This is a genomic window from Oceanobacillus neutriphilus (assembly GCF_014645515.1).
GTDB classification, from domain to species: Bacteria; Bacillota; Bacilli; order Bacillales; family Amphibacillaceae; genus Oceanobacillus; species Oceanobacillus neutriphilus.
Genome location: NZ_BMLW01000013.1, coordinates 132,081 through 155,759, shown reverse-complemented (window position 1 = coordinate 155,759; position 23,679 = coordinate 132,081). Strand labels below are relative to the sequence as shown.

The window sequence follows — 23,679 nt, the reverse complement described above, 5'->3', positions numbered from 1 at the left end:
CTAGTCGCTTTTCTTGTTCAGATCAAAAAGATACGGGTTGTTTCTCATTCCTGTACGGCGAATAAAGGCTTCCACCGTCACATCGACATCCAATGCAGGAAAATAAACATCCTGCCATGCTGGTTCAAGTTTCTTCCAGCTGTGTGGATCGGATTGATGCAGCTTTTCTCCAAAGCCAAAGATATCGGTTTTGGTTTTTTGTGCTTCATGGATTGCTGCTTCAGCTTCATCCTTGATTTTCTGCTGCAATGCTTTCTCAATCCGGAATAATACATGCGGGTCTGTCACATTGACCGGCACATCTATCGCACGAAGGTCACCTTCTGCACGGATGTGCACTGAAATCACTGGTTTACCATCCTTTGTTTGTGCCTCTACATTTGTTTTTTGGCGTACTACTTTGTAGGAGATAGCTTCTTTTTTGTCCTTCCAATCAATATTTACAGGAGCCTGCTGAATTTGGTCCAGTACCCACAATGTTCCTTCGCTCCTATCGCCCTCAATCCAGTTCATCAGTTTTCCTTCTTTAAATACACCAATACCGTTTACTTCAATTGTCGCTTCTCCCTCCGAGGATTGAAGCTGTTCCATGGTTTTCGCTTTCTTGATATCTCCCTCTACAGTGAAGCCGCTGACAAGCGGCTCTTTTCCTGTCGAAACAGCAGCCTTGATGAATTTCTGCAGATTGGTAGCTATATTTTCTCCATACAGTTTTTCAGTGAATTCTAAGGATTTAATTGCTTTTTCAGCAGGGACTTGATCAATCGCTGTTAAAACCTGAACGAAATCGCCTGCTTTCATATCCCGACTAATTACTATATTGGTCGTAGTCCGAAATTCAAGACCGCGCTCCATTGCATCTAAAATAGAGGAAAGTCCTTCTTCTTTGGCAAGCTCTTCACTGATAACCAATAGACTGGTATGTGCAAAATAGAGATCCCTTGAAACCTTCGTGGAGGCCCGATCGGCTACTTCCAGCGGATTTCCTCCTGTTGCTGTATAGGTAGCAATACTTGGCTTTTGTCCGGATTGTCCTCCTTGAAGCGCTCCAGGTACATTCATTGGATTGATCAGCTGAAACGTGCCAACGTAAGTTCCGTCTTCATTTTTATCGAGTGCATAAGCCGAAACGATAGCCAAATCTCTTAACTCGATACTGCTCCAGCACCCAGAAAGGAGAGGGAGATAGATTGCCATGAAAAAAGGAATTATCCATTTACGATTCATTTTTATCTCCTTCTTTCGTATTCGTTCTGACCATTCTCCGTTTTAATGGCGGCAGGGGCTTTTGGTGCTTACCCTGGCGAACAGGATTTTGGGGGTGAAGAGATTTTGGTCTTTCATTGAATGACCAAATTGGTCCTCGCATTATGGTATCCTTCAAGCCTTTCGGTACCAATGGTGCAAATGGTGACATATAGGGAACTCCAAATGAACGTAAGCTGACGAGATGAACAATCAGCATAATCAAGCCGAGGATGATGCCATAAAATCCGGCAATTGCAGCACTCAGCATAAAAGCAAAGCGGAGCAAACGGGCAGAAATAGCGATGTCATAATTAGGAGTAGCCAAACTGGCGATCGCTGTAGTTGCAACGACAATAACCATTGCCGGGGAGACGATTCCGGCCTGGATGACCCCTTGTCCAATGACAAGTGCTCCAACAATTGAGATGGTCGCACTGATTTTGTTCGGCATTCTTAAACCTGCCTCCCGCAGAATCTCAAAAGTGACTTCCATAATCAGCGCTTCTACAATTGCAGGAAAAGGTACGGATTCAGTTTGTGAAGCAATAATAACGAGCAGGTCTGTTGGAATCATTTCCTGATGAAAGGTGGTAGCTGCCACGTAAAAAGCAGGTCCAATCAACGAAATCAAAAACATGAAAACACGTAACATCCGAATCAAGGTACTAATCGGAAAGCGCACGTAATAGTCTTCCGGTGTTTGGAAAAATTGAATCATGACAGCAGGAACAATCAACACATGAGGAGTTCCGCTGACAAAAATAGCGACCCTTCCTTCCAGAAGGTTGCCGGCAACAGCATCAGGTCTTTCTGTATGAGTAACCGTTGGAAACAGCCCGGAACTTTCATCTTCAATCACCTGTTCAATATAACCTGAATCAAGAATGGCATCGAGGTCTACCCGGCCCAGACGTTGACGGACTTCTTTCACTATGTCGGTATCAACTATTCCATTGATATACATAATCGACAGGTCTGTGTTCGTCTGTTTTCCGAGATTCATGGTTTCCACCCATAAATTCGGGTTTTTAATAATTCGACGCACGAGAGCGGTATTAGTGTTAATGGATTCCGTAAACCCTTCTTTAGATCCGCGTAACGTAATTTCAGAATCAGACTGTTCAACGAGACGTCTTTCTCCGCCCCGGGTACTGGCAATCAGTGCTTCCTTTTTCCCATCGGCGAGGATAATGGTGTCCCCGGAAAGCAGAGCTTGAAATAAGGAATCCCAATCTTTCCGTGTTTCCAAGCTGCTGACAGCAATAACTTTTTCAGAAAAAACCTTGAAAATATCTTTTTCCTCCAGTTTTTCTTGAACGCTGTCTTCCATGGATTGCACCAAAAACTCATTAATTGTAGGATTATCTACCAGCCCGTCTACGTGGACGATGGCAGTAGACACCCTGGGATCATGACTAAAAGTAAGCATACGGATAATGATATCCGGACTATTTCCAGTTTTTTGTTTAATGATATTCAGATTTTCTTTAATCGAAGTGCCAATGCTTTTTGGTTCAACTTTTTCTAAATCTTCACTTTGCTCTTTAGGCTTCTTTCTTTTTATAAATTTACGATAAGACATAACATCGGACACCTCGTTGTTTTGACTATCCCTAATTTGTTCAAAAAATAACTTTTTATGCACAATATGGGCTTTGTGATGTGGACGGGAGTAAGACTTGGTGAAAAGCTGAAAATAATATGGAAAACTTCATAAGTTCCGGTCAAGCAGTACAATTTGATAAAATTACTTTAAGAATGAAACCTTATTGGGGAAATTTTAGTATTAAATAATACCTTACCACTTGATTCTGTATGTAAGATAAGTGTATTTAAATTTAAATAGAAGCAGTATATCGAAGGAGGCAAAGAATGAAACAATTATATATAAAACAAAAGGTATTCAGCTTAAACGAAAAGTTCACAGTGAAGGATCAGCAGGAAAAAGATATTTACTATGTGGCAGGCAGCTTTATGCGAATTCCGAAGACCTTCTCTATTAAGGACGCAAGCGGAGAAGAAGTAGCACACATAACGAAAAAAACATTCAGCTTTTTGCCGAAGTTTTTTGTGGAGGTAAATGGCCGGGAAGTGTTAGCGATTAAGAAAGGAGTTTCTTTTTTTAAAGCGCGTTATTCCATTGATGCGGCAGATATTGAGGTGCGTGGTAACTGGTGGGATATGCACTTTCAGGTGTACCAGCATGGCGAACTCGTCGGAGAAGTGAGCAAGGAGTGGTTTACCTGGGGGGACAGCTACAAGGTGTAAGTAGTGAATGAAGAGATGGAAACAACCGTTATTGCACTTGTTGTTGCCATTGATTGTGTGAAGGCTGACGAGAAAGGAGCTGCTTCAGCAACAACATTTACGAATTAATTGGCTGGTTCAATTCAATATATGAAATAAGCTCCCATCTGCCTTCACTATTATCAAAGGGATGGGAGCTTGTAAAATAGCTGATTACAGCTTAATATTTGTATTTTCTTCCTGTTTGATAAAGCTGACAACAGCATTCAAAGCTTCATCAAGATTATCGGCATGGATATGGATTTGTTTATCTTCCGGATAGTGATGAAGCGTATGCTCATATCTTGGATCGTAATAATACTCCAGTAAAAGTGCTACAGCAGACGAGAAATTTCCACACTCTATGTCATCGGCAATTTGTTTGGCTATAGGTGTGTGAATATGCTTTTGAATCCTTTGAAAAGCTTCTATTACTTGTACTTGATGTTCTTCCGGGTTGTATTCACGTAATATATTTTCAATTCTTTTTTCCAAAGGCAAATGGATAAACAGCTGCACACTTGCTTCTTTTTCTTCATGTAAAAATAAAGGCAGTGTTGCCTTGCCGATACGTTTACTTTCTCCCTCCAGCAGAATAAATGGAGATTGATTATAGCGTTCCAGTTCCTGGACCAATAAAGATTCAAAGGTTTTTTGATTATTCGGATCCAATCCGATTTGGCCAAATATAGACCCGCGGTGATTTGCCATTCCTTCTAAATCAAGGACAGGATAGCCCAGCTGCTTTAACCGGTGTAACAAAATAGTTTTTCCAGATCCCGTATACCCATTTAACACGTACATTTTTGGAAAAGATTGCTGCTGATCTAATTTGTTTACCACCCATTTTCTGTATGAGCGGATACCGCCGCTCAACCGGGAAACCTTTTGCCCCATTAAATCGACAACTGTGGCAGCAGTTTTACTCCGCATTCCGCCGCGCCAGCAATAGACAACCTTTTCTTTTCCAAGCGATTGAAACTCGGCAATAAACTGTGGCAGCTTTGCAGAAAAAATCTCTAACCCTTTTTCCTTCGCTGCTTCCGGACTGATTTGTTTATAAATGGTGCCTACCTCTGCGCGTTCTTCATTATTAAAGATAGGAATGTTTATGCTTCCCGGAATACGGAATTCAGCAAATTCCTGTGGAGAACGTACATCAATTAATGCAATGGGCTCTTCCTTTTGTCTCTTCAATAAATCATGTAACTCAATATCCTGAAACATACCTTCACTTCCTAACGAACTAATTATTCTACCACAGTTATATGACCATTGTTCCCATCTGTGACACTGCCAATAATTGCAGCTTCTATGTTTTTATCCCGAAGGTCTGCAAGTAATTTTTCAGCGTCCGTTTCTTTCACTGCAGCCAATAAACCGCCTGAGGTTACTGCATCACATAGTATCCATTGATCAATCTGATCCAATGATTCTGCAAAGGTGACATCTTCTTGTAAATAGTTGAAATTATTTTTCGTACCGCCGGGAACTGCGCTATTTTCAGCAAGCTCCTTCACTCTTGGTAAAACAGGGACCTGCTGATTTGAAATACGGATTTCCACCTCGCTGCCTTTTGCCATTTCAGAAGCATGTCCAAGCAGGCCAAATCCGGTAACATCTGTGCATGCGTGTACTTCATAGTTATCCATTGTTTCTGCAGCTGCCTTATTCAATGTCGCCATTACCTTTGTAACGCGAGCTATTTCCGATTCGTTTAACAATCCTCTTTTAATAGAAGTCGTTAAGATACCTACGCCGATTGGTTTGGTTAAAATAAGCACATCACCTGGCTTAGCACCGCTGTTTGTACGGATCTTGTCAGGATGGATTGTTCCGGTAACAGACAGTCCGAATTTTGGTTCTTTATCATCGATGGAATGACCGCCGACCAAAGCTACGCCCGCTTCTTTCAGTTTGCTGTCTGCACCCTCCAAAATGCGGGAAAGAATCTGTTTATCTAAATCAGCAATTGGAAAAGCGACTATATTTAACGCTGTAATCGGTTTTCCTCCCATTGCGTAGACATCACTGATTGCATTAGCAGCAGCAATTTGCCCAAAGGAATAAGGGTCATCTACAATCGGTGTGAAGAAATCGAGTGTCTGAACAATCGCCGTATTATCATTTAATTTATAGACACCTGCATCATCACTGGTATCCAGACCAACTAATAAATTAGGGTTATCTGTTGCGGGAGAAAGGGACTGTAATACCTGGCGTAAATCTGCTGGCCCGATTTTACAGCCGCATCCACCTTTGGAGGATAAAGCAGTTAGTTTAATAGACTCATTATTATTCATATGATCAACCCTTCTGAATTTAATTTTCAATATCAATTTTAACATATCCTGCGGGGAGAGATGCCCTGTTGAGATTTTATATAAGTTTTACAGTATCAAAAAATACGCTGGAATATCTGTATATTCCAGCGTATTACCTTAATCTAATTATTAAATTGCTCTACATACTCTTCATAAGTAATGCCTTTTTCAGTTACGTATTTAGCCGTTTTTTCACCGACATAACGAACATGCCAAGGCTCATATTGGTAGCCGGTGATATCTTCTTTACCCTCAGGGAAGCGGATGATAAAACCAAATTCAGGTGCATGTTCAGCAAGCCATTTACCTTCCTCGGTCTCCCCAAACTCCGTTACCAATTCTAAATTTACTTCTGCGCTGGTTACATCCATAGCCAGCCCTGTCTGATGCTCGCTTTCTCCAGGGCGGGCACTAAATTTATTTGCGTAATCCTCGCCATGCTGGGAGGCATTAGCTGCAAATACATCGACTTGCCGGTCATAAGAACGGTATCCGGATTGGGCAAACATCTCAAGACCGGCATCTTCCGCAGCTTCAAATAAATCTTCAAGCGCGTGTGCTGCATTCTCGCGCATGTATTTTTTAGGTAAGTCCTCTGTAAAAGGGAAAGGCACATCTGGTACCATCAAGTCTTCCGGGATATAATCCTCGGGAAGTGCGAAGCTTTTATTTACCAGTGCTAATTCATCATATGGATTGCCGACAACCTCTGTTCCGGCTTCTGTTACTTCAGGTTCTTCAGGGGGATGAGCTAAACCCTCTCCCGGTTCAATACTTTTATCCTCCTCAAAATAAGCTAATAATTCCTCTTTCGTTGCTTCATCATAAATGCCCGAAATAGAAGCATTTTCAGACTGTATCTGGAAATCTGTAACAGCCCAGGTAAGCTCTTCATCGTAAAAATCAGAAAGGTCTAAATCATAGCCGATTTGGTTTAAAGCTGCTTTTAAAAGCTGTACATTCTCGTCCTGGTCAAACTTCTGCAGATAGGCATCAGGAGGAGTTGTCTCTTCTTTGACATATGATTCTGCTTGCGTGATAAGCTGTTTAAAAGCTTCAGAATCTGTATTTTCCTTAAGGGATTCATGAGATGGACAGGTAATAAGCGTTAAGCAGACGGCCGGGAAGATAATCCAGCTAAGTAATTGCATTGAGAAATCTCCTTACTTTAAATAAAGTTTTATAAACTGATAATTTATGTTTTTAATAGTGCTTTGTCGAATAACTTTACCACATCATGAGTGTTCGTAAACCTCCAGCGAATAGAAGTTTTATTTTATATTTAGTATATGTAATTTTAACAGAGAATGAAAGTCAGAAAGAGATTAAATTTTATATAGAATAAACCGGATAAAATCAATAGGCTGATTTTATCCGGTTTGTTTTAGGTAGAGAAATCAAAATATTATTTTGTTGTTGCAAACAAACGGCTGATTTCCACAATTACTTTTGCTGCTTTTTCCATATTATCTATAGAAATGTACTCAAACTTGCCATGGAAGTTCTCGCCGCCGGTAAATAAATTCGGTGTCGGCAATCCCATAAAGGAGATTTGTGAACCGTCTGTACCACCGCGGACAGGCTGGATAACCGGCTCAATATCAAGATTTTTAATAGCTTGTTCGGCAATATCCACAATATGCTTTACAGGTTCAATTTTTTCACGCATATTGTAATACTGATCTTTCATTTCTAATTGAACAGCATCCTCGCCATATCCGTTCTTTATTTCTTCCACATACTGGGTAAGTGTATTTTTGCGGGTTTCAAACTTTTCCCGGTCATGATCACGAATGATATAGTATACGGTTGTTTTTTCCACATCTCCTTCTACAGAGATCAGATGATAGAAGCCTTCGTATTCCTCTGTATGCTCTGGAGACTCTCCATCAGGAAATTTGCAAATAAATTGTGCAGCCATTTTGCCGGCGTTTACCATTTTATTTTTTGCTGTTCCCGGGTGTACACTATTTCCATAAAAAGTTACTTTGGCTGCCGCAGCATTAAAGCTTTCAAACTGCAGCTCGCCTAATGGTCCGCCATCTACAGTATAGGCGTAGTCACAGGCGAAGCGTTCTACATCAAATTTATGTGGTCCGCGGCCGATTTCTTCATCTGGTGTAAAAGCGACACGAATTTTTCCATGTTCGATTTCCGGATGGTTTATCAAGTATTCCACAGCTGTCATAATTTCAGCAATACCCGCCTTGTCATCAGCTCCAAGTAAAGTTGTTCCGTCCGTAACCATCAGTTGATGTCCTTGATAATTTGAAAGCTCTGGAAATTTATCTGGAGAAAGAATTACTTGTAAAGCCTCATTCAATACAATATCTCCGCCTTCATAATTGATTACTTTTGGCGATACACCTTTGCCGGTAAAGTCTGTTGCAGTATCCACATGCGCCAGAAAGCCAATAGCCGGAATATCCTTATCGGTGTTAGCAGGAAGTGTAGCCATTAAATAACCATTTTCATCATAGGATACTTCTTCCAATCCAACCTCCTTCAGTTCATTTTCCAACAGCTTAATTAAATCCCATTGTCCCGGTGTAGAAGGGGTTGTTTCCGAGTTCATATCCGATTGAGTATCTATTTTTGCATAAGTTTCCAGTCGTTTGATTAGTTTTTCCTTCATTAAAAAGACTCCTTCTAAGTAAATTTTATTTCGTTAAAGTTGTTTTGACGTGAAAATTACTGCAATGCTAATTTCACGTTTCTTTGTATATTTTACCATAGTCTAAATAAAAATCCGTATGAGAGTATTTTTTCAGTCATTGAAAAAGTTCTTCTTTATAGATCCTTCGATTGGCTGTTTTCAAAAGCTTCTATCCGCTCTTTTTCTTTTATTAGCTTCTTTTCTGTAAAATCGCTAAATCCTTCTATATCTCTATTTGCTAAGAATTGTGTATAGGCCGCTTTTTCTTTTCCTTCAATAATAAGAGGGGGTAAATTATTTTTTAAGAATAAATAGGTCATCATCAATCGGCCAATCCGGCCATTTCCGTCAGCAAAAGGGTGAATACGCTCAAATTCAATACTGTGTACAATGATAGATACAGTTTCCGGTAATGTAATGGTGTTATTTTCAATAGCATTGGAATGATGGGACATTCTTACAAGCAGATCTTCTAAATATTCGTTAGGTAACTCATTTGAATAACCCCTTTATGTATCATCTTATAATTAAATTATATCAAATATAGCATATATTCAATAACAGCTGACATATAACCGAACTTATATTATTTCTGTTAAAATATACAAGAAATGATATGATTAGAAAAAGTAGAATATGGGAGGGTATGATTTTGAAAAACATCATTAGCGTAGAAAGATTGAAACATCGCTTAACGCAAAATAATATTGTTATGGTTGATGTACGATTTAATTTAATGGATGATGATGCTGGGCGGAAGGCTTATTTACGAGGTCATTTACCCGGTTCTGTCTATATGGATCTAAATAGAGATTTGTCTGGCAAGGCAGGAAAGCATGGCGGAAATCACCCTTTACCTGACTGGGAGCTTTTTGCAAATAAACTTGGGAAATTAGGCATCTCACATGATACAACGGTCGTGGTATACGATCAGGGAAACGATATGTTTGCCCCGCGCTTTTGGTGGCTTCTTGACTACTTAGGTCACGAGAAGGTGTATATTTTGGACGGCGGTATAGACCGTTGGGTAGAAGAGGGAGGAAAGCTTACCACAGATGTTCCGAATCTTCAACCTAAAACTTTCCAAAGAAATGAGAAGAATAATCGTTATGTTGATATGGAGGAAGTAAAAGAGAAGCTTGCCTCTCCGGAAACAACTATTATTGATTCCAGATCAAGCGCCAGATATTTAGGAGACGAGGAGCCGATGTATGCCCGTGCCGGTCATATTCCAGGAGCAGTAAACTATTTTTGGAAAGGTGTTTTAAAAGAAGACGGCTCATGGAAAAATGAAGAACAGCTGCAGGAGCATTTTTCTCAGTTTAATAAGGATGATGAAATTATTGTTTCCTGCGGATCCGGTGTTTCGGCGTGCCCGAATATTCTTGCACTTGATAATGCTGGATTTACAAATGTAAAACTGTATCCAGGAAGCTTTAGTGACTGGATTTCTTATGAAAAGAATGAAGTAACTGTCGGTGAAGAGGATGAGTAAGGAGCGCTGCGCCTGGGTAAGTGAGGAGGATATTTATATTGCTTACCATGATAAAGAATGGGGGAACCCGGTCTTCGGTGATGACCGCTATCTATTTGAAATGCTGACACTGGAAGGTGCGCAGGCCGGGTTAAGCTGGATCACGATTCTAAAACGCCGGGAAAATTACCGCCGGGCTTTTGATAACTTTGAAGTTGACGTGATCGCTGCTTATCCAGATGATAAAGTAGAGGCGTTAATGGAGGATGAGGGAATCATCCGTAACAGAAGAAAAATTGAATCTGTGATAAAAAATGCAAATGCGTTCCAACAGGTTCAAGAAGAGTTCGGATCGTTCGATCAATATATATGGGGATTCGTTGACAGAAAACCCATTGTAAATCATTGGGAAAAGCATGAAGAGGTGCCTGCTCAGACAGAGTTATCAAAGCAAATAAGCAAGGATTTGAAAAAGAGAGGATTTTCCTTTGTTGGACCAGTGATTTGTTATTCTTTTATGCAAGCGACTGGGATGGTAAATGACCATACGACAAATTGTTTCTTAAGCGAAAATAAATAATAACATGCAGAAAGTAATTGGATAGCTTTCGGATTTTTCTGTATAGGTGTATAGCAAATCGGTTAAATGCGTTAGGCACTTTTCTTTGTTTTACCTGCCTATTATTGTAAAATCAAAATGAATTACAGGAAAGAAGCAATCTGATATTACTAAACAGAAATAAAATTACTTAGAGGAGGAGACTTACGAATATGAAATACGTTACACTTAATAATGGATTGGAAATGCCGCAGCTTGGTTTTGGAGTCTGGAAAGTAGAAAATCAAGAAGCGATTCCTGCTGTAGAGCATGCGTTAAAGTCTGGTTACCGTTCGATTGATACAGCGAAAGTTTATGGAAATGAAGAAGGTGTTGGACAAGCAATCGCAAATAGCGGCGTAGCGCGCGAAGAAATCTTCCTTACAACCAAAGTATGGAATGCAGATCATGGTTATGATGAAACCTTAAAAGCATTTGATGCAAGCTTAGAAAGACTTGGAACTGATTATGTAGATCTATATTTGATTCACTGGCCGACTCCGGAATATGACCAGTATATTGATACGTATAAAGCTTTGGAGAAAATATACAAAGATGGCAAGGCAAAAGCTATAGGCGTGTGCAACTTTGAAGTGGAGCATTTAGAGCGTTTATTAGAGGAGTGTGAAGTTGTTCCTGCTGTGAACCAGGTGGAATGCCACCCGTACCTGCAGCAAAAAGAATTGCGTGCATTTTGCAAAGAAAAAGGCATCCATGTAGAAGCTTACAGCCCGCTTATGAATGGCAGAGATGTTTTAGAGGATGAAGCTCTTAAGCAAATTTCTGAAGAAAAAGGGAAAACAATTGCACAAGTAATTCTTCGCTGGCATTTGCAGTCAGATTTGATTGTTATACCAAAATCAGTGACACCTTCCCGCATTGAAGAAAATCTGGACGTGTTTGATTTTGAGTTAAGTGAAGAAGAACTGAAAACAATTGATGCCCTGGATCGCAATATCCGAAGCGGATCACATCCAAATGAAATGAACAAACGCTAATTTTGAATACGACAAGCATTATATAAATTTAAAACACCTTTCCTCTTTTATATTAGAGAGAAGGTGTTTTCTAATTACTTGAAAAAACGTTTTACAGCCTGTTCAAACTCTTTAAAATATGGAGGAATCTCATGAGGGGATAAGTGAGCATACATTTGTTTAGCAATTTCTTCGTTATACCATTTTTGCTGGCGGTACCCGGCATTGAAGTTCTTCCAAATGTCGTCACCAATCTCTTTATGCTCTTTCTCCAATTCTAAGAGGTTATCCAGTTTGTCCGCAATAATCAGATATTTCACTTCTTTTGGAGCATCCTTTAAATGATCTACCGTTGCCTTTTTCCTTTCCCACCAGGATTTTGATTTATCCTCTGTATGGGAAGCAACAAGATCCGCAATCTTTTTCCCGAATTGCTGTTCAATATCTTCAATACTGACATTGGTATCCTCTACAACATCATGTAAATAGCCTGCGCTGATTAAATCATCCGAACAGCCTTCTTTTTCTAAGCGTTCTCCTACACGAACAGGGTGGGTGATGTAGGGCTCACTTGAATTTTTACGTATTTGCCCTTGATGAGCTTTTGTGGCAAAAGCTTTTGCGTGGTTTCTTTTCATTATTTCCTCCCAAAAACATAAATAAGTAGTATTATTATAACAGAAAACACACTTATAATCTGAACTTTATATGAAGAAATGCCTGAAATCTGAACTGTTTAGAAATCTTTCTATTTATTTTTACAGTATACTGGCTCAGCGTCATTTATCTTTCATTTATTTCACGAAACAAGTACACTAGATATAGTACTAAATTGAGATAAGCGAGGGACAATTATGGAAAAAGGAATCAACCAACGTAAAACAGAACATATCCGTCTTTGCCTTGAGGGAGAGGTAGAGGGTGTCAATAAATCAACTGGGCTGGAAGGAATTCATTTTCTCCATAATGCTTTGCCGGAGATTGACTTTGCCGATATTTCACTTGCAACGTCATTCTTGAACAAAGCTTTACAGGCGCCATTTCTGGTCAGCTCCATGACGGGCGGTTCAGAGCTGGCGACAACCATTAATCAAAATTTAGCCTTGGCTGCGGAGCAAAAAGGATGGGTATTAGCCATCGGTTCAACCAGAGCATTTTTAGAAAGTGATCAGCATAAAGAATCCTTCCTTATCCGTCAGCAGGCCCCAACTGTGCCATTAATTGTAAATATTGGAGCCGTTCAATTAAATTACGGCTACGGAGCAGAAGAATGTCAGCGTATTATTGATAAAACTGAGGCTGATTCTATTGTCCTGCATTTAAACTCCTTGCAGGAAGCAGTACAGGATGGCGGCGATTTAAATTTTAAAGACTTGCTGCCAAAGATTGAACAGGTCTGTAAGCAGGTAAATGCACCCGTCGGCGTGAAAGAAGTTGGCTTTGGAATTGATGGAGAAGCAGCGAAAAGGCTTTATGACGCAGGAATATCTTATATCGATGTTGCCGGAGCCGGCGGGACATCCTGGAGTCAGGTTGAGAAGCTACGTTCTAAGGACCCATTGAAGAAAGCAGCGGCAGAAGCATTTAATAGCTGGGGAAATCCAACGAAGGATTGTCTGGTATCTGTACGCAGCCAGCTTCCGGATGCACCGCTTGTCGCAAGCGGCGGCATGAAAACAGGAGTAGATGCTGCAAAGGCAATTACAATCGGTGCAGATGTAATCGGTTATGCAAGACACTTGCTTCAGGCAGCGACAGAATCAGCAGAAGCTGTTGTTCAAACAATGGAGCAATTAGAATTAGAGCTGAAGATGACGATGTTCGGTATTGGAGCTGTCAATCTTGATGAATTGAAGAACACAAAGCGTGTCTCCATTAATGGAAGATCGCTATTAGATACGTAAAAAAGTACGGGAATATTCCCGTGCTTTTTTATGGATAAAGATGTTTTATGTCATTCGAAACGGGAAAACTCCATATAAAAAGGAGGCGTTTTTAATGGTTTGGACAATGAATGATTATCCAAGCTCCATGAAAAATCTTGAAAAACCTGTTCTTAAAAAAGCCATTGATATTGCTAATTCCATGCTTGATGACGGCTATCAGGAAGGACGGGCTATTCCGATAGCTATTGAGCAGGCGAAGGAATGGTATAATAATGCCGATAAAGAAGAGATTCGCAGCTATGAAAAAAGCGGAAAACCAACACAACGGTCCAAAGAAGGGAAAGAAAAAACAAATAACCCCGAGCGTCTGGAGGAAGGCGAAGAGGTCTACTCCCATGAGGAAGGCTGGGCTGTAGCGTCTACAGGTTCCAGTCAGGCAAGTGAAATATTTAAAAACAAAGAGGAGGCAGTGAAAAGAGCCGCGGAAATTGCCAAAAATAAAGGGACATCTTTAACCATTTATCGGGCAGACGGGGCAATAGAGGATAAAAGAAATTACTGATTTTTACCGCAGTCATCCTGCTATTTTGAATGTGAAAATAGTCAGTGCCAAGAATGAATGCAGATTACTTTGTTCCCAGGTTTCCTTGTGCTAAAATAAATGGGGAAATTGAGGTGAACAAAAATGAAAGTTGAAATTTGGTCTGACTTTGTATGCCCATTTTGTTATATTGGAAAACGCCGGTTTGAACACGCTTTGGAGAAGTTTTCATACCGTGATCAGGTAACAGTGCAGTTTAGAAGCTACCAGCTTGACCCGGCTGCGCAGCATATCCCGGGAAAAAATTATGCTGAGACATTTTCTGAGCTGAAGGGTATTTCTTTGGAGCAGGTATCTGTGATGAACAAACAAGTAGGAGACCAAGCAGAAGAGGTTGGTTTAACTTATAACTTTGAAACGATGAAATATAGTAATACATTTGATGCGCATCGACTTGCTAAGTTAGCTGCTGAAAATGAAAAGGAAGCTGAGTTGACAGAACGTTTATTCCAGGCTCATTTCTTAGATTCTGATCTGTTGAGTGATAAAAATACACTGATCCGTTTAGCTGAGGAAATTGGTTTAAATAGAGAAGATGCAGAAACCGTATTAGAAAGCTGTAAATTTCGTAATAAGGTCAATGAGGATATAGATTTAGCAAAACAGCTTGGTGTCCAGGGAGTTCCTTTCTTCGTATTTAATGAAAAATACGCAGTTTCTGGTGCACAGCCGGAAGAGACTTTTACACAAGTACTTGAAAAGGTGTGGCAAGAGGAGCAGGAAAAGCCAAAGCCTGTTTTGCAATCATTAAATCCAAATGAGAATAAAACATCTTACTGTACCGGCGATGGATGTGAGAATAAATAAAGAAGAAGCTAATAAAAGTATCTCTGTAAATTAAAGGGAACTTTCCTTTAATTAGTATCAACGATTATGAATTTGACAAAAACTTGAACAAAAATCAAAAAAAACTGCCTATAAGAGCAGTTTTTTTTGTTATTCTCTAATTAATATTAATCTTCCATTGACGATGGCTGAAAATTTGATATACTAGGTATTGGTATCTAATTGATAATGAATATCATTCTTATTTAGAACTATTAGAGTTTGATAATAATTATTATCTGGCTTAATTTTGAATGAATTCTTAAGATAAGGAAGTTTGTTGAATTCCTGCAGGGAAAGGCCTTGCATGTATAGAAGATTTGATTGCATTACGAATGCTTTTTACTTATTTCTATATTTTTAGTTAATACTTAAAGAAAGTAGGGGCTGCGAGATGATCGAAATAAAAGGATTGACAAAGAGGTTTGGAAATAAACCTATTATAAAAGGTGTATCGGTTCAAATTAAGCCTAACAAAATTACGTCGTTTATTGGACCAAATGGTGCAGGGAAATCAACGCTGCTCTCCATGGTAAGCCGGCTGCTTGATGCAGACACTGGAGATGTATTACTTGATAAAAACAATATAAAGAATATGAAATCCAATGAATTTGCCAAGCGCATTGCCATTTTAAGACAATCAAACTTTTTTAACGTAAAATTAACGATCCGGCAATTGGTATCATTTGGCCGCTATCCTTACTCAAAAGGCCGTCTAAATACAGAGGATAATCGAATCGTCGATCAGGCAATTGAATATCTGAACTTAACAGATATCCAGCATAAATTCTTGGATGAACTGTCCGGCGGTCAAAAGCAACGGGCGTTTATTTCCATGGTTATTGCCCAGGACACAGAATATATTTTACTGGATGAACCATTAAATAATCTGGATATGAAGCATTCTGTACAAATCATGAAAATTTTACGCAAGCTTGTTGATGAGCTGGGGAAAACCGTTGTGATTGTACTGCATGATATTAACTTTGCTTCGGTTTATTCGGATTACATTGTAGCTTTAAAAGATGGACAGCTGATAAAAGATGGTCCAACACACGAAATTATTAATTCAGAGGCATTAAACGAAGTATATGATATGCACATTCCCGTCCATATGCAAAACGGCTGCCGTTTTTGTGTATACTTTGATTCCCATATAAGTTAAATGAACTTAACCGTTAGGGACTTCTAAATACATGCGTGCTTCCTTGTACAGGGAGCACGCATGTCTATGATGTGGAACAGAAATACTCCCGCCTGCCCGTGATAAAACGAGAATAAAGGAGTGTCCGAATTGGTGATTATTGTATAATATATAAATTTCAAAATACTGTTGACAACGCTTCTTAATTTGATATACTTTAAGCAGACTAATTGAGATTGATTATCATTATCAAAAAGTTATATGATTGCAAAAATAGAAATAATAATTATTATTTAAATCATTCGCTAAAATATAACGCAGATATTAATTTGATCAATTTAATAGTCTAATCATTAATAATACATAAAGGAAGAGGTAGGAGAATGAGAAAAACAAAACTTTTTAAGTCAACATTTATTATAGCAATATTCGCAATCTTCGCATTGACACTGGCAGCTTGTTCAAATTCAAGTGATGAAAATGAAAATGCTGATGACCAGACAAGCGATTCTGCTGAAACGGATGAAGGAGCAGAGGATTCTGCTGAAGATGCGACGGTTGAAATAACGGATGCCCATGGAACAGTTACAGTACCGGTAAATCCAAAGAATGTGGTTTCTTTAGACAGCAGAACGTTTCAAACGTTATCTGACTGGGGTATTGAATTAGCTGCTGCTCCAAGAGATTTAATACCTGAAAATATAGATTATGCAACTGATGAATCAATTGAAAACATTGGGAACCACCGTGAACCAAACCTTGAAATTATCGCAGCGGTAGACCCTGAACTTGTCATCGTTGGTCAAAGGTTTGGCAATTATTATGAAGATATAAAAGAATTAGTGCCAAACGCAGTGGTTATTGATCTTAACTTTGATGTTTCCGAGGAAGCTGACACACCTGGAGAAAACTTAGAAAACGGATTTAAGGATGTTACAAATTCTCTTGGGCAAATTTTTGATAAAAATGAGGAAGCTGAACAATTGACAGCTGATTTTGATCAGTCGATTGAAGATGCTAAATCTGCTTATAATGGAACGGATACAATAATGAGTGTTATCGTATCTGGTGGAGACATTAATTTTGCAGCTCCTCATTCCGGCCGTGTGTGGGGACCATTGTACGATATTTTCGACTGGACGCCGGCATTAGAAATTGATCAGTCTTCTTCAGACCACCAAGGTGATGATATTTCTGTTGAAGCTATTGCAGAAACGGACCCAGACTGGATTTTCGTAATGGACCGTGATGCTGCTATATCATCTGAAGAGGAGGCAACCCCTGCTCAGGATGTAATTGACAATGCACCTGCTCTTCAAAACACAACTGCTGTTACTGAAGGACAAATAGTTTATGCACCGGCAGATACCTATACAAATGAATCCATACAAACATTTACTAAATTATTTGAGGATCTTGCAAATACTTTAGCTGAATAGTATAGAGGAGTATAACTATAGTGCTAAAAAATACAATACAAAAAATGTTCGGGGCTGGGAGTTCTCAGCCCCTGCATTCAAATCATCAAAAAATATGGACAAAGCCTTTTATTTTAGCAGTTATCATTGTTATTATTCTAGGTATTATTTCTATGCTTGTAGGAGTTTACGATATACGTGGACAAGAAGATGGAATGGATATGTTTTTCATCACCCGTATACCAAGGACAGCTGCACTAATGCTTACCGGAGCCGCAATGGCGATGTCCGGGCTTGTCATGCAGCTTATTACACAGAATCGTTTAGTTGAACCTACCACAACAGGAACGATTGAATGGGCAGGCTTGGGATTAGTTGTAGTTTATTTATTATCTCCTGCGCCAACTTTATTCCAAAGAATGACCGGAGCAATCATTTTTTCCTTTATAGGAACGATGGTTTTCTTTTTGTTTTTAAGAAGAGTGAAGCTTCGATCGTCTTTAATTGTCCCGATTATCGGGATCATGCTTGGAGCGGTTATTTCTGCAGTTTCCACGTTTGTAGGCCTTGTTTTTCAAATGTCGCAAAGTGTGGAAACCTGGTTTGTAGGTTCTTTTGCATCGATACAGGTCGGAAGATATGAATATCTATGGCTGATTGTTGCCATTACTTTTCTCATTTTTATCTACGCTAATAGACTGACATTAGCTGGACTGGGGGAGGAAGTTACAAAAAATCTTGGCGTGAGTTATAATCAGATCGTTCTTATTGGTACTGCGCTTATTGCCGTCGCAGTTGGTATTGTTGCAGCTGTGATTGGAAACTTACCTTTTTTAGGTTTGATTGTCCCAAATATTGTTTCTATGTTTAGAGGCGATGATCTCAGGAGTAATCTGCCTTGGGTTTGTGTGTCCGGAATGGCTGCCTTGACCGCTGCTGATATCATATCCCGGACAGTTATTATGCCATTTGAAGTACCTGTTTCTTTAATACTTGGAACAGTGGGAGCAGTCGTATTTATTGTTATTTTGTTAAGAAGAAGGAGGCTAGGATAACAAATTGGAATATACTAATGAAAAAAATGTCAAAATGGATTCCAGCCTTCCTAATAAAAATAAACCTTCTAAAGCTTTTCGTTCCAAAAAGGAGGAAAGGCGTTATTGGATATTATTGATAGCGTTGATTGGTTTGGGTCTTCTTTCTTCGTATGGACTTTTAGTTTATAATAATCCAGTTCCAGTAGACTCCCCTTCCTTTATCCCAGTTGCAAAAAGAAGAATGGTAGCTATTGTTTCCATGATTATTGCAGCAGTTTGTCAAAGTTTGGCGACGGTTGCTTTCCAATCGGTTACAAATAACCGGGTTATAACTCCTTCGCTTTTAGGGTTTGAAGCACTTTATTCCACGATACATACGAGTACCATGTTTTTCTTTGGTGCCACTGCGTTTATAGGTTATATGGGTACTGGATCATTTTTATTCCAAGTGGCTATTATGGTCGCGATGTGTTTAGTGCTTTATGGATGGTTACTTTCAGGAAAGTATGGAAATTTACAGCTGATGCTTTTGGTTGGAATCATTATCGGAACGGGACTAAGGTCATTGTCAACCTTTATGAGAAAACTGCTAGCACCTTCTGAATTTGATATCCTGCAGGCGAAGCTGTTTGGATCTGTCAATAATGCAGATGCAGAATATTTTCCTATTGCAATTCCAATAGTAATCGTTGCAGCATTCCTTCTCTTTGCTTATGCGAAGAAATTAAATGTATTGTCACTCGGAAAAGAGATTTCCAGTTCTTTAGGAGTTAATCATAAGTTTAGTATCATTTATGTTCTTGTATTAGTTTCTATACTGATGTCCATCTCAACTGCTTTAGTCGGGCCGCTTACTTTCTTTGGCTTTTTGGTTGCAACGTTGAGTTATCAGCTGGCACGAACCTATGATCACAGATATATTTTTCCAATGGCTCTCGCTATCGGATTCCTGATACTAACTGGTGCATATTTTATTATGAATCATGTATTTAACGCTCAAGGCGTGGTTTCCATTATTATTGAAATCGTTGGTGGAGTTACATTCTTAATTATCATCTTAAAGAGGAAGACTTTATGATCATTCAAGTTTATCAGTATTTCTATATCCTCAAATCTGTTAAAAGTCATGTATGATTGCTTTTTAACAGATTTGAGGATATTTTTTATTGTCTATCTTAGGAAATAAGAACATGGAGCTTTTTTCCTTAAAGTAAAGGAAAAATATTTCTAGCGCCTCCTTAGACAGAGCTAAAGTCGCGCCTATGCCCCGCGGGTGAAAGTCATCATCCGTTAAAGTAAAGGAAGGCCGACTAAAAGCAGGCTGAAGCCTAACGGCGGCATACCCCTAAAGGGGCATGATTCCTTTATCTTAGTTGCTTCGGTCCAGTTGTTACGTGTTAAACGACGCTTTCTGCTTTCCCTTCAGGAGTCAAAACGGTCCGCCTTCGCTAGCAGAATGTTCTATACAGGTTGAAAAGGGGTATTTCATAATTTAATTTCGAGTTGGGAGTTTTTTGTATATAAAAGTGGGGAAGGATATATGGAGGGTCATGTTATCTGTTAAAAATAAATTGCTCGAAAACTTGAAACAAGATAGCCAAGTATGATTGAATGGAACATGACAAATTTTTAAAGTGAGGGATGTTTAAATGAAGAAACTGACATTAACGATAATGATGATTATAACCATGCTTTTAGCAGCATGTGGAAATGATGATAACAATACAGAAAAACAAGAGGAAGGAGACCAGCAGCAAGAAGGTGCTCCAGAGCAGCAAGAGCAGGCAACACCGGAGTTTGAAGATGATGAATTTCTTGATGAAGAAGAACCTGTTGTTTCTGTAAATGGAGAAGAGGTTCAGGGAGCTGCTTATAATAGAGCCTATCCTTTGGTTAAATCAGTAATGTTTCAATCAGGACAAGATGTAGAAGATACAGAGGCATTGCAGGATGAGACCATTAAATTCCTGGTGGAACAAGAGCTTATTATGCAAGAAGCAAATGAAGCTGGTGTAGAAGTGACAGATGATGAAGTTCAGGCAGAGTTAGATGCAATGAAAGAAGCAGATGAAGAACAATTTCAAACCACGCTCGATCAATTACATTTAAGCGAAGAACAGTATGCAGAACAATTAAAGTTTGACCTTGCAACCGGAAAATATATGGAAGAAGAATTTGATGTGGAAGTGACAGACGAAGAAGTTGAAGAGATGTATGATCAAATGGCAGAGCAGTCTGGCGATCAGGAGGCAGGAGAACTGAATGATGAAACCAGAGCACAGCTTGAAGGTATGATTGCACAGAATAAACAGCGGGAGCAATATGCAGATAAAGTAAATGAACTAAGAGAATCTGCAGAAATCGAAGAATTAATATAAAAGAGTATATAAAAATCCAGTCATTTGCAAAAGATGACTGGATTTTTATATGAAGAATTATCTGTAAAACCCGAATTAAGAAAGTTTTTCTTTATAAAAAGCCGCGAATTGCATCTACAAGGCTGTATGTACCGAGGAATATTACTACAGCTGTTACAAGCCAGCCGATAATATTTAACCAAAGCGCATTTACGTATTTACCCATTGCGTTTTTCTTATTGACAACAATCATAATTAGTATTGCAATAAGCGGTAAAATCAGTCCATTCAGTGCCTGAGCAACAAGCAACACCTCTAAAGGCTCAAAACCAAGTCCTGAGGTGATGATACCGAAAATAATAACCACGCTGAAAACAGTTTTATATTTTTTATTGGAGAATCCGCCTTCCCATCTCATAAAACTGCTGACAGTAACAGCAGCTCCCATTGGGGACGCAATCGCTGAAGAAAAACCGGCAGCAAAAAGACCAATACTGATAAACAGCGGTGCTAAATCTCCCATCAAAGGCTGTAAGGGCGATGCAAGCTGAACCACGCTTGTAACCTCTGTACCTTGAATTAATGCTCCAGCTGTAATTAAAATAGCGGCTGTAATAATTCCTCCTACGGTAATAGAGATTATTGTATCTGCTCTTACTGCTTTCAAATCATTGGTGCTGTTCCATTTTTCTCCGACAGTAGACGCATGAATAAAGAAGTTATAGGGAACAACGGTCGTACCAATTAAAGCAATAATCATCAGAATAGATCCCTCTGGAATAGTAGGAATGAAAGCTCCTTTAAACAGATCTAAAATATCAGGCCCTGCAACAAACATAGTTGTGATAAATGTTATACTCATGACAGCAATTAAGACAATCATTATTTTTTCTATAAATTTATATCCGCCAATTAGATTGAGGATTAAAATAATAATTCCGACAATTGGCGCAACATAATTTTCAGATATACCGGTTAAATAAGAAATACCCAGTGAGGTTCCTAATAGGTCACCGCTTATATATGCAGCACAACCCACACAAACTGCAATAAGGACAATCCATACCGCTGCGAATTTTAGAATTTGATTTTGAAATAATTCCCTGATGTTTTCCCCTAGTCCTTGCTTTGTTACAATTCCAATTCTGGCTACCATCTCCTGCAGAATAATAGTAGCTATAATCGAAAAGATAACTGCCCATAATAGTGCAAATCCAAATCCTGCTCCTGCCCGTGTTGCTGTAGTTACTGTACCTGGTCCAATAAAAGAAGCGGTAATAATAGCGCCTGGGCCGATAATTTTGAGCTTCTCAACAAATTTTGACTGAGCCAAGTTAACTCCTCCTTTGTTTGTAATTAATAAGGAGAGTTCCCTTATTATTTATTTAGTAAACCGGAAAGTGTTAAGCTTTCCGGTTTACACAAGTCCAATAGTTTTCATTCATGGGCGGGTAATCGCAGCCGCGGCTAAAGTATTCAATTAAAAGCTTAGCGAATGCCAGGTTTTTATGCGTGTCCGCCATGAACATGTCCTGCCAGTACGTACAACACTGCTGTGGACACAAAGTGGGATGAATTTTGATTGAAATCCTGCTGAGGATATACTTCTACAAAATCCATTCCGCAAAGTCCGCGTTTACCAAATTCATAAATCATGGTAAGAAGCTCGTAGGAAGTTAACCCGTTTCCGTCAACCGGTCCGCCTGGATTGAATGCAAAATCAAGTACATCACTGCAAATAGTCAAGTAGACAACATCTACATCTTTAGAAGCCATCTCATATATTTCATTCGCATATTTCTTTAAATCCTTTTGTTCCCGGATATCATTAATCGTTATTGTTACAGCACCGGCCTCTTTAGCATACTTTCCTGTTTCCGGCTTGTTGCGGGGCCCTTTAATCCCTGTATGAATTAAGCTTTCATTACGTACACCTTCTGTTTCATACAAGCGCATAAAAGGAGTGCTTCGTGCAAACTTGTCTCCGTCATGATGCGGCATATTGTCATAATGAGAATCAAGATGAATAATGCCGACTTTCTTACCGGTATTCGTCAGACCTTTGATAATAGGGTAAGTAACGCCGTGGTCTCCGCCAAGTCCTACAAGAAACTTCCCGCTCTTCCACAGGTTTTTTGCAAATTCCTCAATTCGATTCATTGTTTCCGGGACATCATGAGGAACGATGCTGACATCACCGACATCCCCTAAGCTTAAATGGTCTTCTACATTAATATGGTCTAATTCCGGCAGATATGTGCTATATCTGGCTGAGGACAGTCTAATCTGTTTTGGACCAAGCTCACATCCGGTATAGTCTCCCCATGTACAAGCACCCTCCCATGGAACACCATAAATTAATACATCTGTATCATAGTCTTTTGTACTTGTCAGATTTTTTGCGCCTAGCAAAGGCGGTGTATTACCGTAAATATTCGAGTTCATTATAATCCTCCTCATCTAGTATGGTTGCGAACTCTCCCTGGTGGTATTTCTGAATAAACTAATATCTCTCTTTATAAATTATTCATTGCGTGCCTGACACGTAATGAATATACAATACCCACCATGAAACCTTATTTATTTCTGCTTTCCTGTAAGAGAATCTATTCTATAATCCAATTACATAAAAATCAGAAAAAAGATAATTCTGTTTGGGCAGAAATAATCTTAGCTGACGCCTAAATAATAATGGAAATAATAGATTCATGTCAAGAAATCTGACATAATAAATCAGCTGATTTTAAATTATATGAGATAGAATGAATATTGAGAGAACGTATTAGTATATGCTAATTTCATAGATGGAAACCAGGACTTTTTAACAGGTAAAGCATAACGATCATAT

Annotated in this window: 21 protein-coding genes and 1 pseudogene; 12 read left to right on the top strand and 10 right to left on the bottom strand. The window is 39.1% G+C overall.

Annotation, left to right across the window (positions count from 1 at the left end; genetic code table 11):
* Nucleotides 1-1,227: a Ger(x)C family spore germination protein gene (locus tag IEX29_RS20395; protein ID WP_188736688.1), complete on the bottom strand. Its 1,227-nt coding sequence runs from the start codon at nt 1,225-1,227 to the stop codon at nt 1-3.
* A complete protein-coding gene (locus tag IEX29_RS20390; protein ID WP_188736687.1) occupies nt 1,217-2,830 on the bottom strand; it encodes a spore germination protein in 1,614 nt (537 codons plus the stop codon). The genes IEX29_RS20395 and IEX29_RS20390 overlap by 11 nt, the downstream gene beginning before the upstream one ends.
* A gap of 290 nt (nt 2,831-3,120) precedes the next feature.
* On the opposite strand from IEX29_RS20390, the pseudogene IEX29_RS20385 reads away from it, so the two are divergent.
* Nucleotides 3,121-3,624 (top strand): annotated as a pseudogene (locus IEX29_RS20385) (LURP-one-related/scramblase family protein).
* 84 nt (nt 3,625-3,708) lie between these two features.
* On the opposite strand, the gene mnmH reads toward IEX29_RS20385, so the two are convergent.
* The 5 genes from mnmH to IEX29_RS20360 form a co-directional block, all read right to left on the bottom strand.
* Nucleotides 3,709-4,761, bottom strand: coding sequence for a tRNA 2-selenouridine(34) synthase MnmH (mnmH, locus tag IEX29_RS20380; RefSeq protein WP_188736685.1), 1,053 nt, complete (start codon nt 4,759-4,761; stop codon nt 3,709-3,711).
* Nucleotides 4,762-4,784: 23 nt separating this feature from the next.
* The gene (selD, locus tag IEX29_RS20375; protein ID WP_188736683.1) at nt 4,785-5,837 is read right to left on the bottom strand and encodes a selenide, water dikinase SelD; all 1,053 of its coding nucleotides are present in this window, start codon (nt 5,835-5,837) and stop codon (nt 4,785-4,787) included.
* A gap of 143 nt (nt 5,838-5,980) precedes the next feature.
* Nucleotides 5,981-7,009: a D-alanyl-D-alanine carboxypeptidase family protein gene (locus IEX29_RS20370; RefSeq protein WP_188736681.1), complete on the bottom strand. Its 1,029-nt coding sequence runs from the start codon at nt 7,007-7,009 to the stop codon at nt 5,981-5,983.
* Nucleotides 7,010-7,263: 254 nt separating this feature from the next.
* Nucleotides 7,264-8,493: a peptidase T gene (gene pepT / locus IEX29_RS20365; RefSeq protein ID WP_188736679.1), complete on the bottom strand. Its 1,230-nt coding sequence runs from the start codon at nt 8,491-8,493 to the stop codon at nt 7,264-7,266.
* A 155-nt stretch (nt 8,494-8,648) separates the two neighbouring features.
* Nucleotides 8,649-8,969, bottom strand: coding sequence for a Fic family protein (locus IEX29_RS20360; RefSeq protein WP_188736676.1), 321 nt, complete (start codon nt 8,967-8,969; stop codon nt 8,649-8,651).
* A gap of 197 nt (nt 8,970-9,166) precedes the next feature.
* Here IEX29_RS20360 and IEX29_RS20355 point away from each other — a divergent pair, with 197 nt between their 5' ends.
* The 3 genes from IEX29_RS20355 (at nt 9,167) to IEX29_RS20345 (ending at nt 11,584) form a co-directional block, all read left to right on the top strand.
* Complete coding sequence (locus tag IEX29_RS20355) at nt 9,167-10,009, top strand: sulfurtransferase (protein WP_188736674.1); 843 nt, start codon at nt 9,167-9,169, stop codon at nt 10,007-10,009.
* Nucleotides 10,002-10,568, top strand: coding sequence for a DNA-3-methyladenine glycosylase I (locus IEX29_RS20350; protein ID WP_188736672.1), 567 nt, complete (start codon nt 10,002-10,004; stop codon nt 10,566-10,568). Before IEX29_RS20355 ends, IEX29_RS20350 begins: the two co-directional genes overlap by 8 nt.
* 191 nt (nt 10,569-10,759) lie before the next feature.
* On the top strand, nt 10,760-11,584 hold the full coding sequence (locus IEX29_RS20345) for an aldo/keto reductase (RefSeq protein ID WP_188736670.1): 825 nt from the start codon (nt 10,760-10,762) through the stop codon (nt 11,582-11,584).
* A gap of 74 nt (nt 11,585-11,658) precedes the next feature.
* Here the strand turns inward: IEX29_RS20345 and IEX29_RS20340 are convergent, their stop codons facing one another.
* Nucleotides 11,659-12,201 (bottom strand): HD domain-containing protein, encoded by a 543-nt coding sequence (locus IEX29_RS20340; protein WP_188736668.1) that lies wholly within the window; start codon nt 12,199-12,201, stop codon nt 11,659-11,661.
* 216 nt (nt 12,202-12,417) lie between these two features.
* Here IEX29_RS20340 and fni point away from each other — a divergent pair, with 216 nt between their 5' ends.
* The 8 genes from fni to IEX29_RS20300 all read left to right on the top strand — a co-directional run bounded on the left by fni (nt 12,418) and on the right by IEX29_RS20300 (nt 20,852).
* Nucleotides 12,418-13,467, top strand: a complete 1,050-nt coding sequence (gene fni, locus IEX29_RS20335; RefSeq protein WP_188736666.1) for a type 2 isopentenyl-diphosphate Delta-isomerase — start codon at nt 12,418-12,420, stop codon at nt 13,465-13,467.
* 94 nt (nt 13,468-13,561) lie between these two features.
* Nucleotides 13,562-14,011 carry a DUF2188 domain-containing protein gene (locus IEX29_RS20330; RefSeq protein WP_188736663.1) on the top strand — a complete coding sequence of 150 codons (450 nt, stop codon included), beginning with the start codon at nt 13,562-13,564 and terminating at the stop codon, nt 14,009-14,011.
* 123 nt (nt 14,012-14,134) lie between these two features.
* Complete coding sequence (locus IEX29_RS20325; protein ID WP_188736661.1) at nt 14,135-14,857, top strand: DsbA family oxidoreductase; 723 nt, start codon at nt 14,135-14,137, stop codon at nt 14,855-14,857.
* Nucleotides 14,858-15,269: 412 nt separating this feature from the next.
* Entirely contained in the window at nt 15,270-16,040 is a 771-nt protein-coding gene (locus IEX29_RS20320; protein ID WP_188736659.1) for an iron ABC transporter ATP-binding protein, read from the top strand.
* Nucleotides 16,041-16,402: 362 nt separating this feature from the next.
* Nucleotides 16,403-17,458, top strand: a complete 1,056-nt coding sequence (locus IEX29_RS20315; RefSeq protein WP_188736657.1) for a siderophore ABC transporter substrate-binding protein — start codon at nt 16,403-16,405, stop codon at nt 17,456-17,458.
* 44 nt (nt 17,459-17,502) lie between these two features.
* Nucleotides 17,503-18,492: an ABC transporter permease gene (locus IEX29_RS20310; protein WP_188736798.1), complete on the top strand. Its 990-nt coding sequence runs from the start codon at nt 17,503-17,505 to the stop codon at nt 18,490-18,492.
* 34 nt (nt 18,493-18,526) lie between these two features.
* Nucleotides 18,527-19,552, top strand: a complete 1,026-nt coding sequence (locus IEX29_RS20305; protein ID WP_188736796.1) for an iron chelate uptake ABC transporter family permease subunit — start codon at nt 18,527-18,529, stop codon at nt 19,550-19,552.
* Between the two features lie 571 nt (nt 19,553-20,123).
* Nucleotides 20,124-20,852 carry a SurA N-terminal domain-containing protein gene (locus tag IEX29_RS20300; protein ID WP_188736655.1) on the top strand — a complete coding sequence of 243 codons (729 nt, stop codon included), beginning with the start codon at nt 20,124-20,126 and terminating at the stop codon, nt 20,850-20,852.
* 91 nt (nt 20,853-20,943) lie between these two features.
* Here IEX29_RS20300 and IEX29_RS20295 read toward each other — a convergent pair whose 3' ends face one another.
* Nucleotides 20,944-22,164 carry an Nramp family divalent metal transporter gene (locus IEX29_RS20295; protein ID WP_188736653.1) on the bottom strand — a complete coding sequence of 407 codons (1,221 nt, stop codon included), beginning with the start codon at nt 22,162-22,164 and terminating at the stop codon, nt 20,944-20,946.
* A 173-nt stretch (nt 22,165-22,337) separates the two neighbouring features.
* Complete coding sequence (locus IEX29_RS20290; protein ID WP_188736651.1) at nt 22,338-23,276, bottom strand: agmatinase family protein; 939 nt, start codon at nt 23,274-23,276, stop codon at nt 22,338-22,340.
* Between the last annotated feature and the right edge of the window lie 403 nt (nt 23,277-23,679).

Coding starts and splice junctions, on each gene's coding strand:
- mnmH (WP_188736685.1), bottom strand. CDS start 4,761: ATGTTTCAGGATATTGAGTTACATGATTTATTGAAGAGACAAAAGGAA.
- IEX29_RS20310 (WP_188736798.1), top strand. CDS start 17,503: ATGTTCGGGGCTGGGAGTTCTCAGCCCCTGCATTCAAATCATCAAAAA.
- IEX29_RS20330 (WP_188736663.1), top strand. CDS start 13,562: ATGGTTTGGACAATGAATGATTATCCAAGCTCCATGAAAAATCTTGAA.
- IEX29_RS20390 (WP_188736687.1), bottom strand. CDS start 2,830: ATGTCTTATCGTAAATTTATAAAAAGAAAGAAGCCTAAAGAGCAAAGT.
- IEX29_RS20340 (WP_188736668.1), bottom strand. CDS start 12,201: ATGAAAAGAAACCACGCAAAAGCTTTTGCCACAAAAGCTCATCAAGGG.
- IEX29_RS20320 (WP_188736659.1), top strand. CDS start 15,270: ATGATCGAAATAAAAGGATTGACAAAGAGGTTTGGAAATAAACCTATT.
- IEX29_RS20325 (WP_188736661.1), top strand. CDS start 14,135: ATGAAAGTTGAAATTTGGTCTGACTTTGTATGCCCATTTTGTTATATT.
- IEX29_RS20370 (WP_188736681.1), bottom strand. CDS start 7,009: ATGCAATTACTTAGCTGGATTATCTTCCCGGCCGTCTGCTTAACGCTT.
- IEX29_RS20315 (WP_188736657.1), top strand. CDS start 16,403: ATGAGAAAAACAAAACTTTTTAAGTCAACATTTATTATAGCAATATTC.
- IEX29_RS20360 (WP_188736676.1), bottom strand. CDS start 8,969: ATGTCCCATCATTCCAATGCTATTGAAAATAACACCATTACATTACCG.
- IEX29_RS20345 (WP_188736670.1), top strand. CDS start 10,760: ATGAAATACGTTACACTTAATAATGGATTGGAAATGCCGCAGCTTGGT.
- IEX29_RS20305 (WP_188736796.1), top strand. CDS start 18,527: ATGGATTCCAGCCTTCCTAATAAAAATAAACCTTCTAAAGCTTTTCGT.
- selD (WP_188736683.1), bottom strand. CDS start 5,837: ATGAATAATAATGAGTCTATTAAACTAACTGCTTTATCCTCCAAAGGT.
- fni (WP_188736666.1), top strand. CDS start 12,418: ATGGAAAAAGGAATCAACCAACGTAAAACAGAACATATCCGTCTTTGC.
- IEX29_RS20290 (WP_188736651.1), bottom strand. CDS start 23,276: ATGAACTCGAATATTTACGGTAATACACCGCCTTTGCTAGGCGCAAAA.
- pepT (WP_188736679.1), bottom strand. CDS start 8,493: ATGAAGGAAAAACTAATCAAACGACTGGAAACTTATGCAAAAATAGAT.
- IEX29_RS20300 (WP_188736655.1), top strand. CDS start 20,124: ATGAAGAAACTGACATTAACGATAATGATGATTATAACCATGCTTTTA.
- IEX29_RS20395 (WP_188736688.1), bottom strand. CDS start 1,227: ATGAATCGTAAATGGATAATTCCTTTTTTCATGGCAATCTATCTCCCT.
- IEX29_RS20350 (WP_188736672.1), top strand. CDS start 10,002: ATGAGTAAGGAGCGCTGCGCCTGGGTAAGTGAGGAGGATATTTATATT.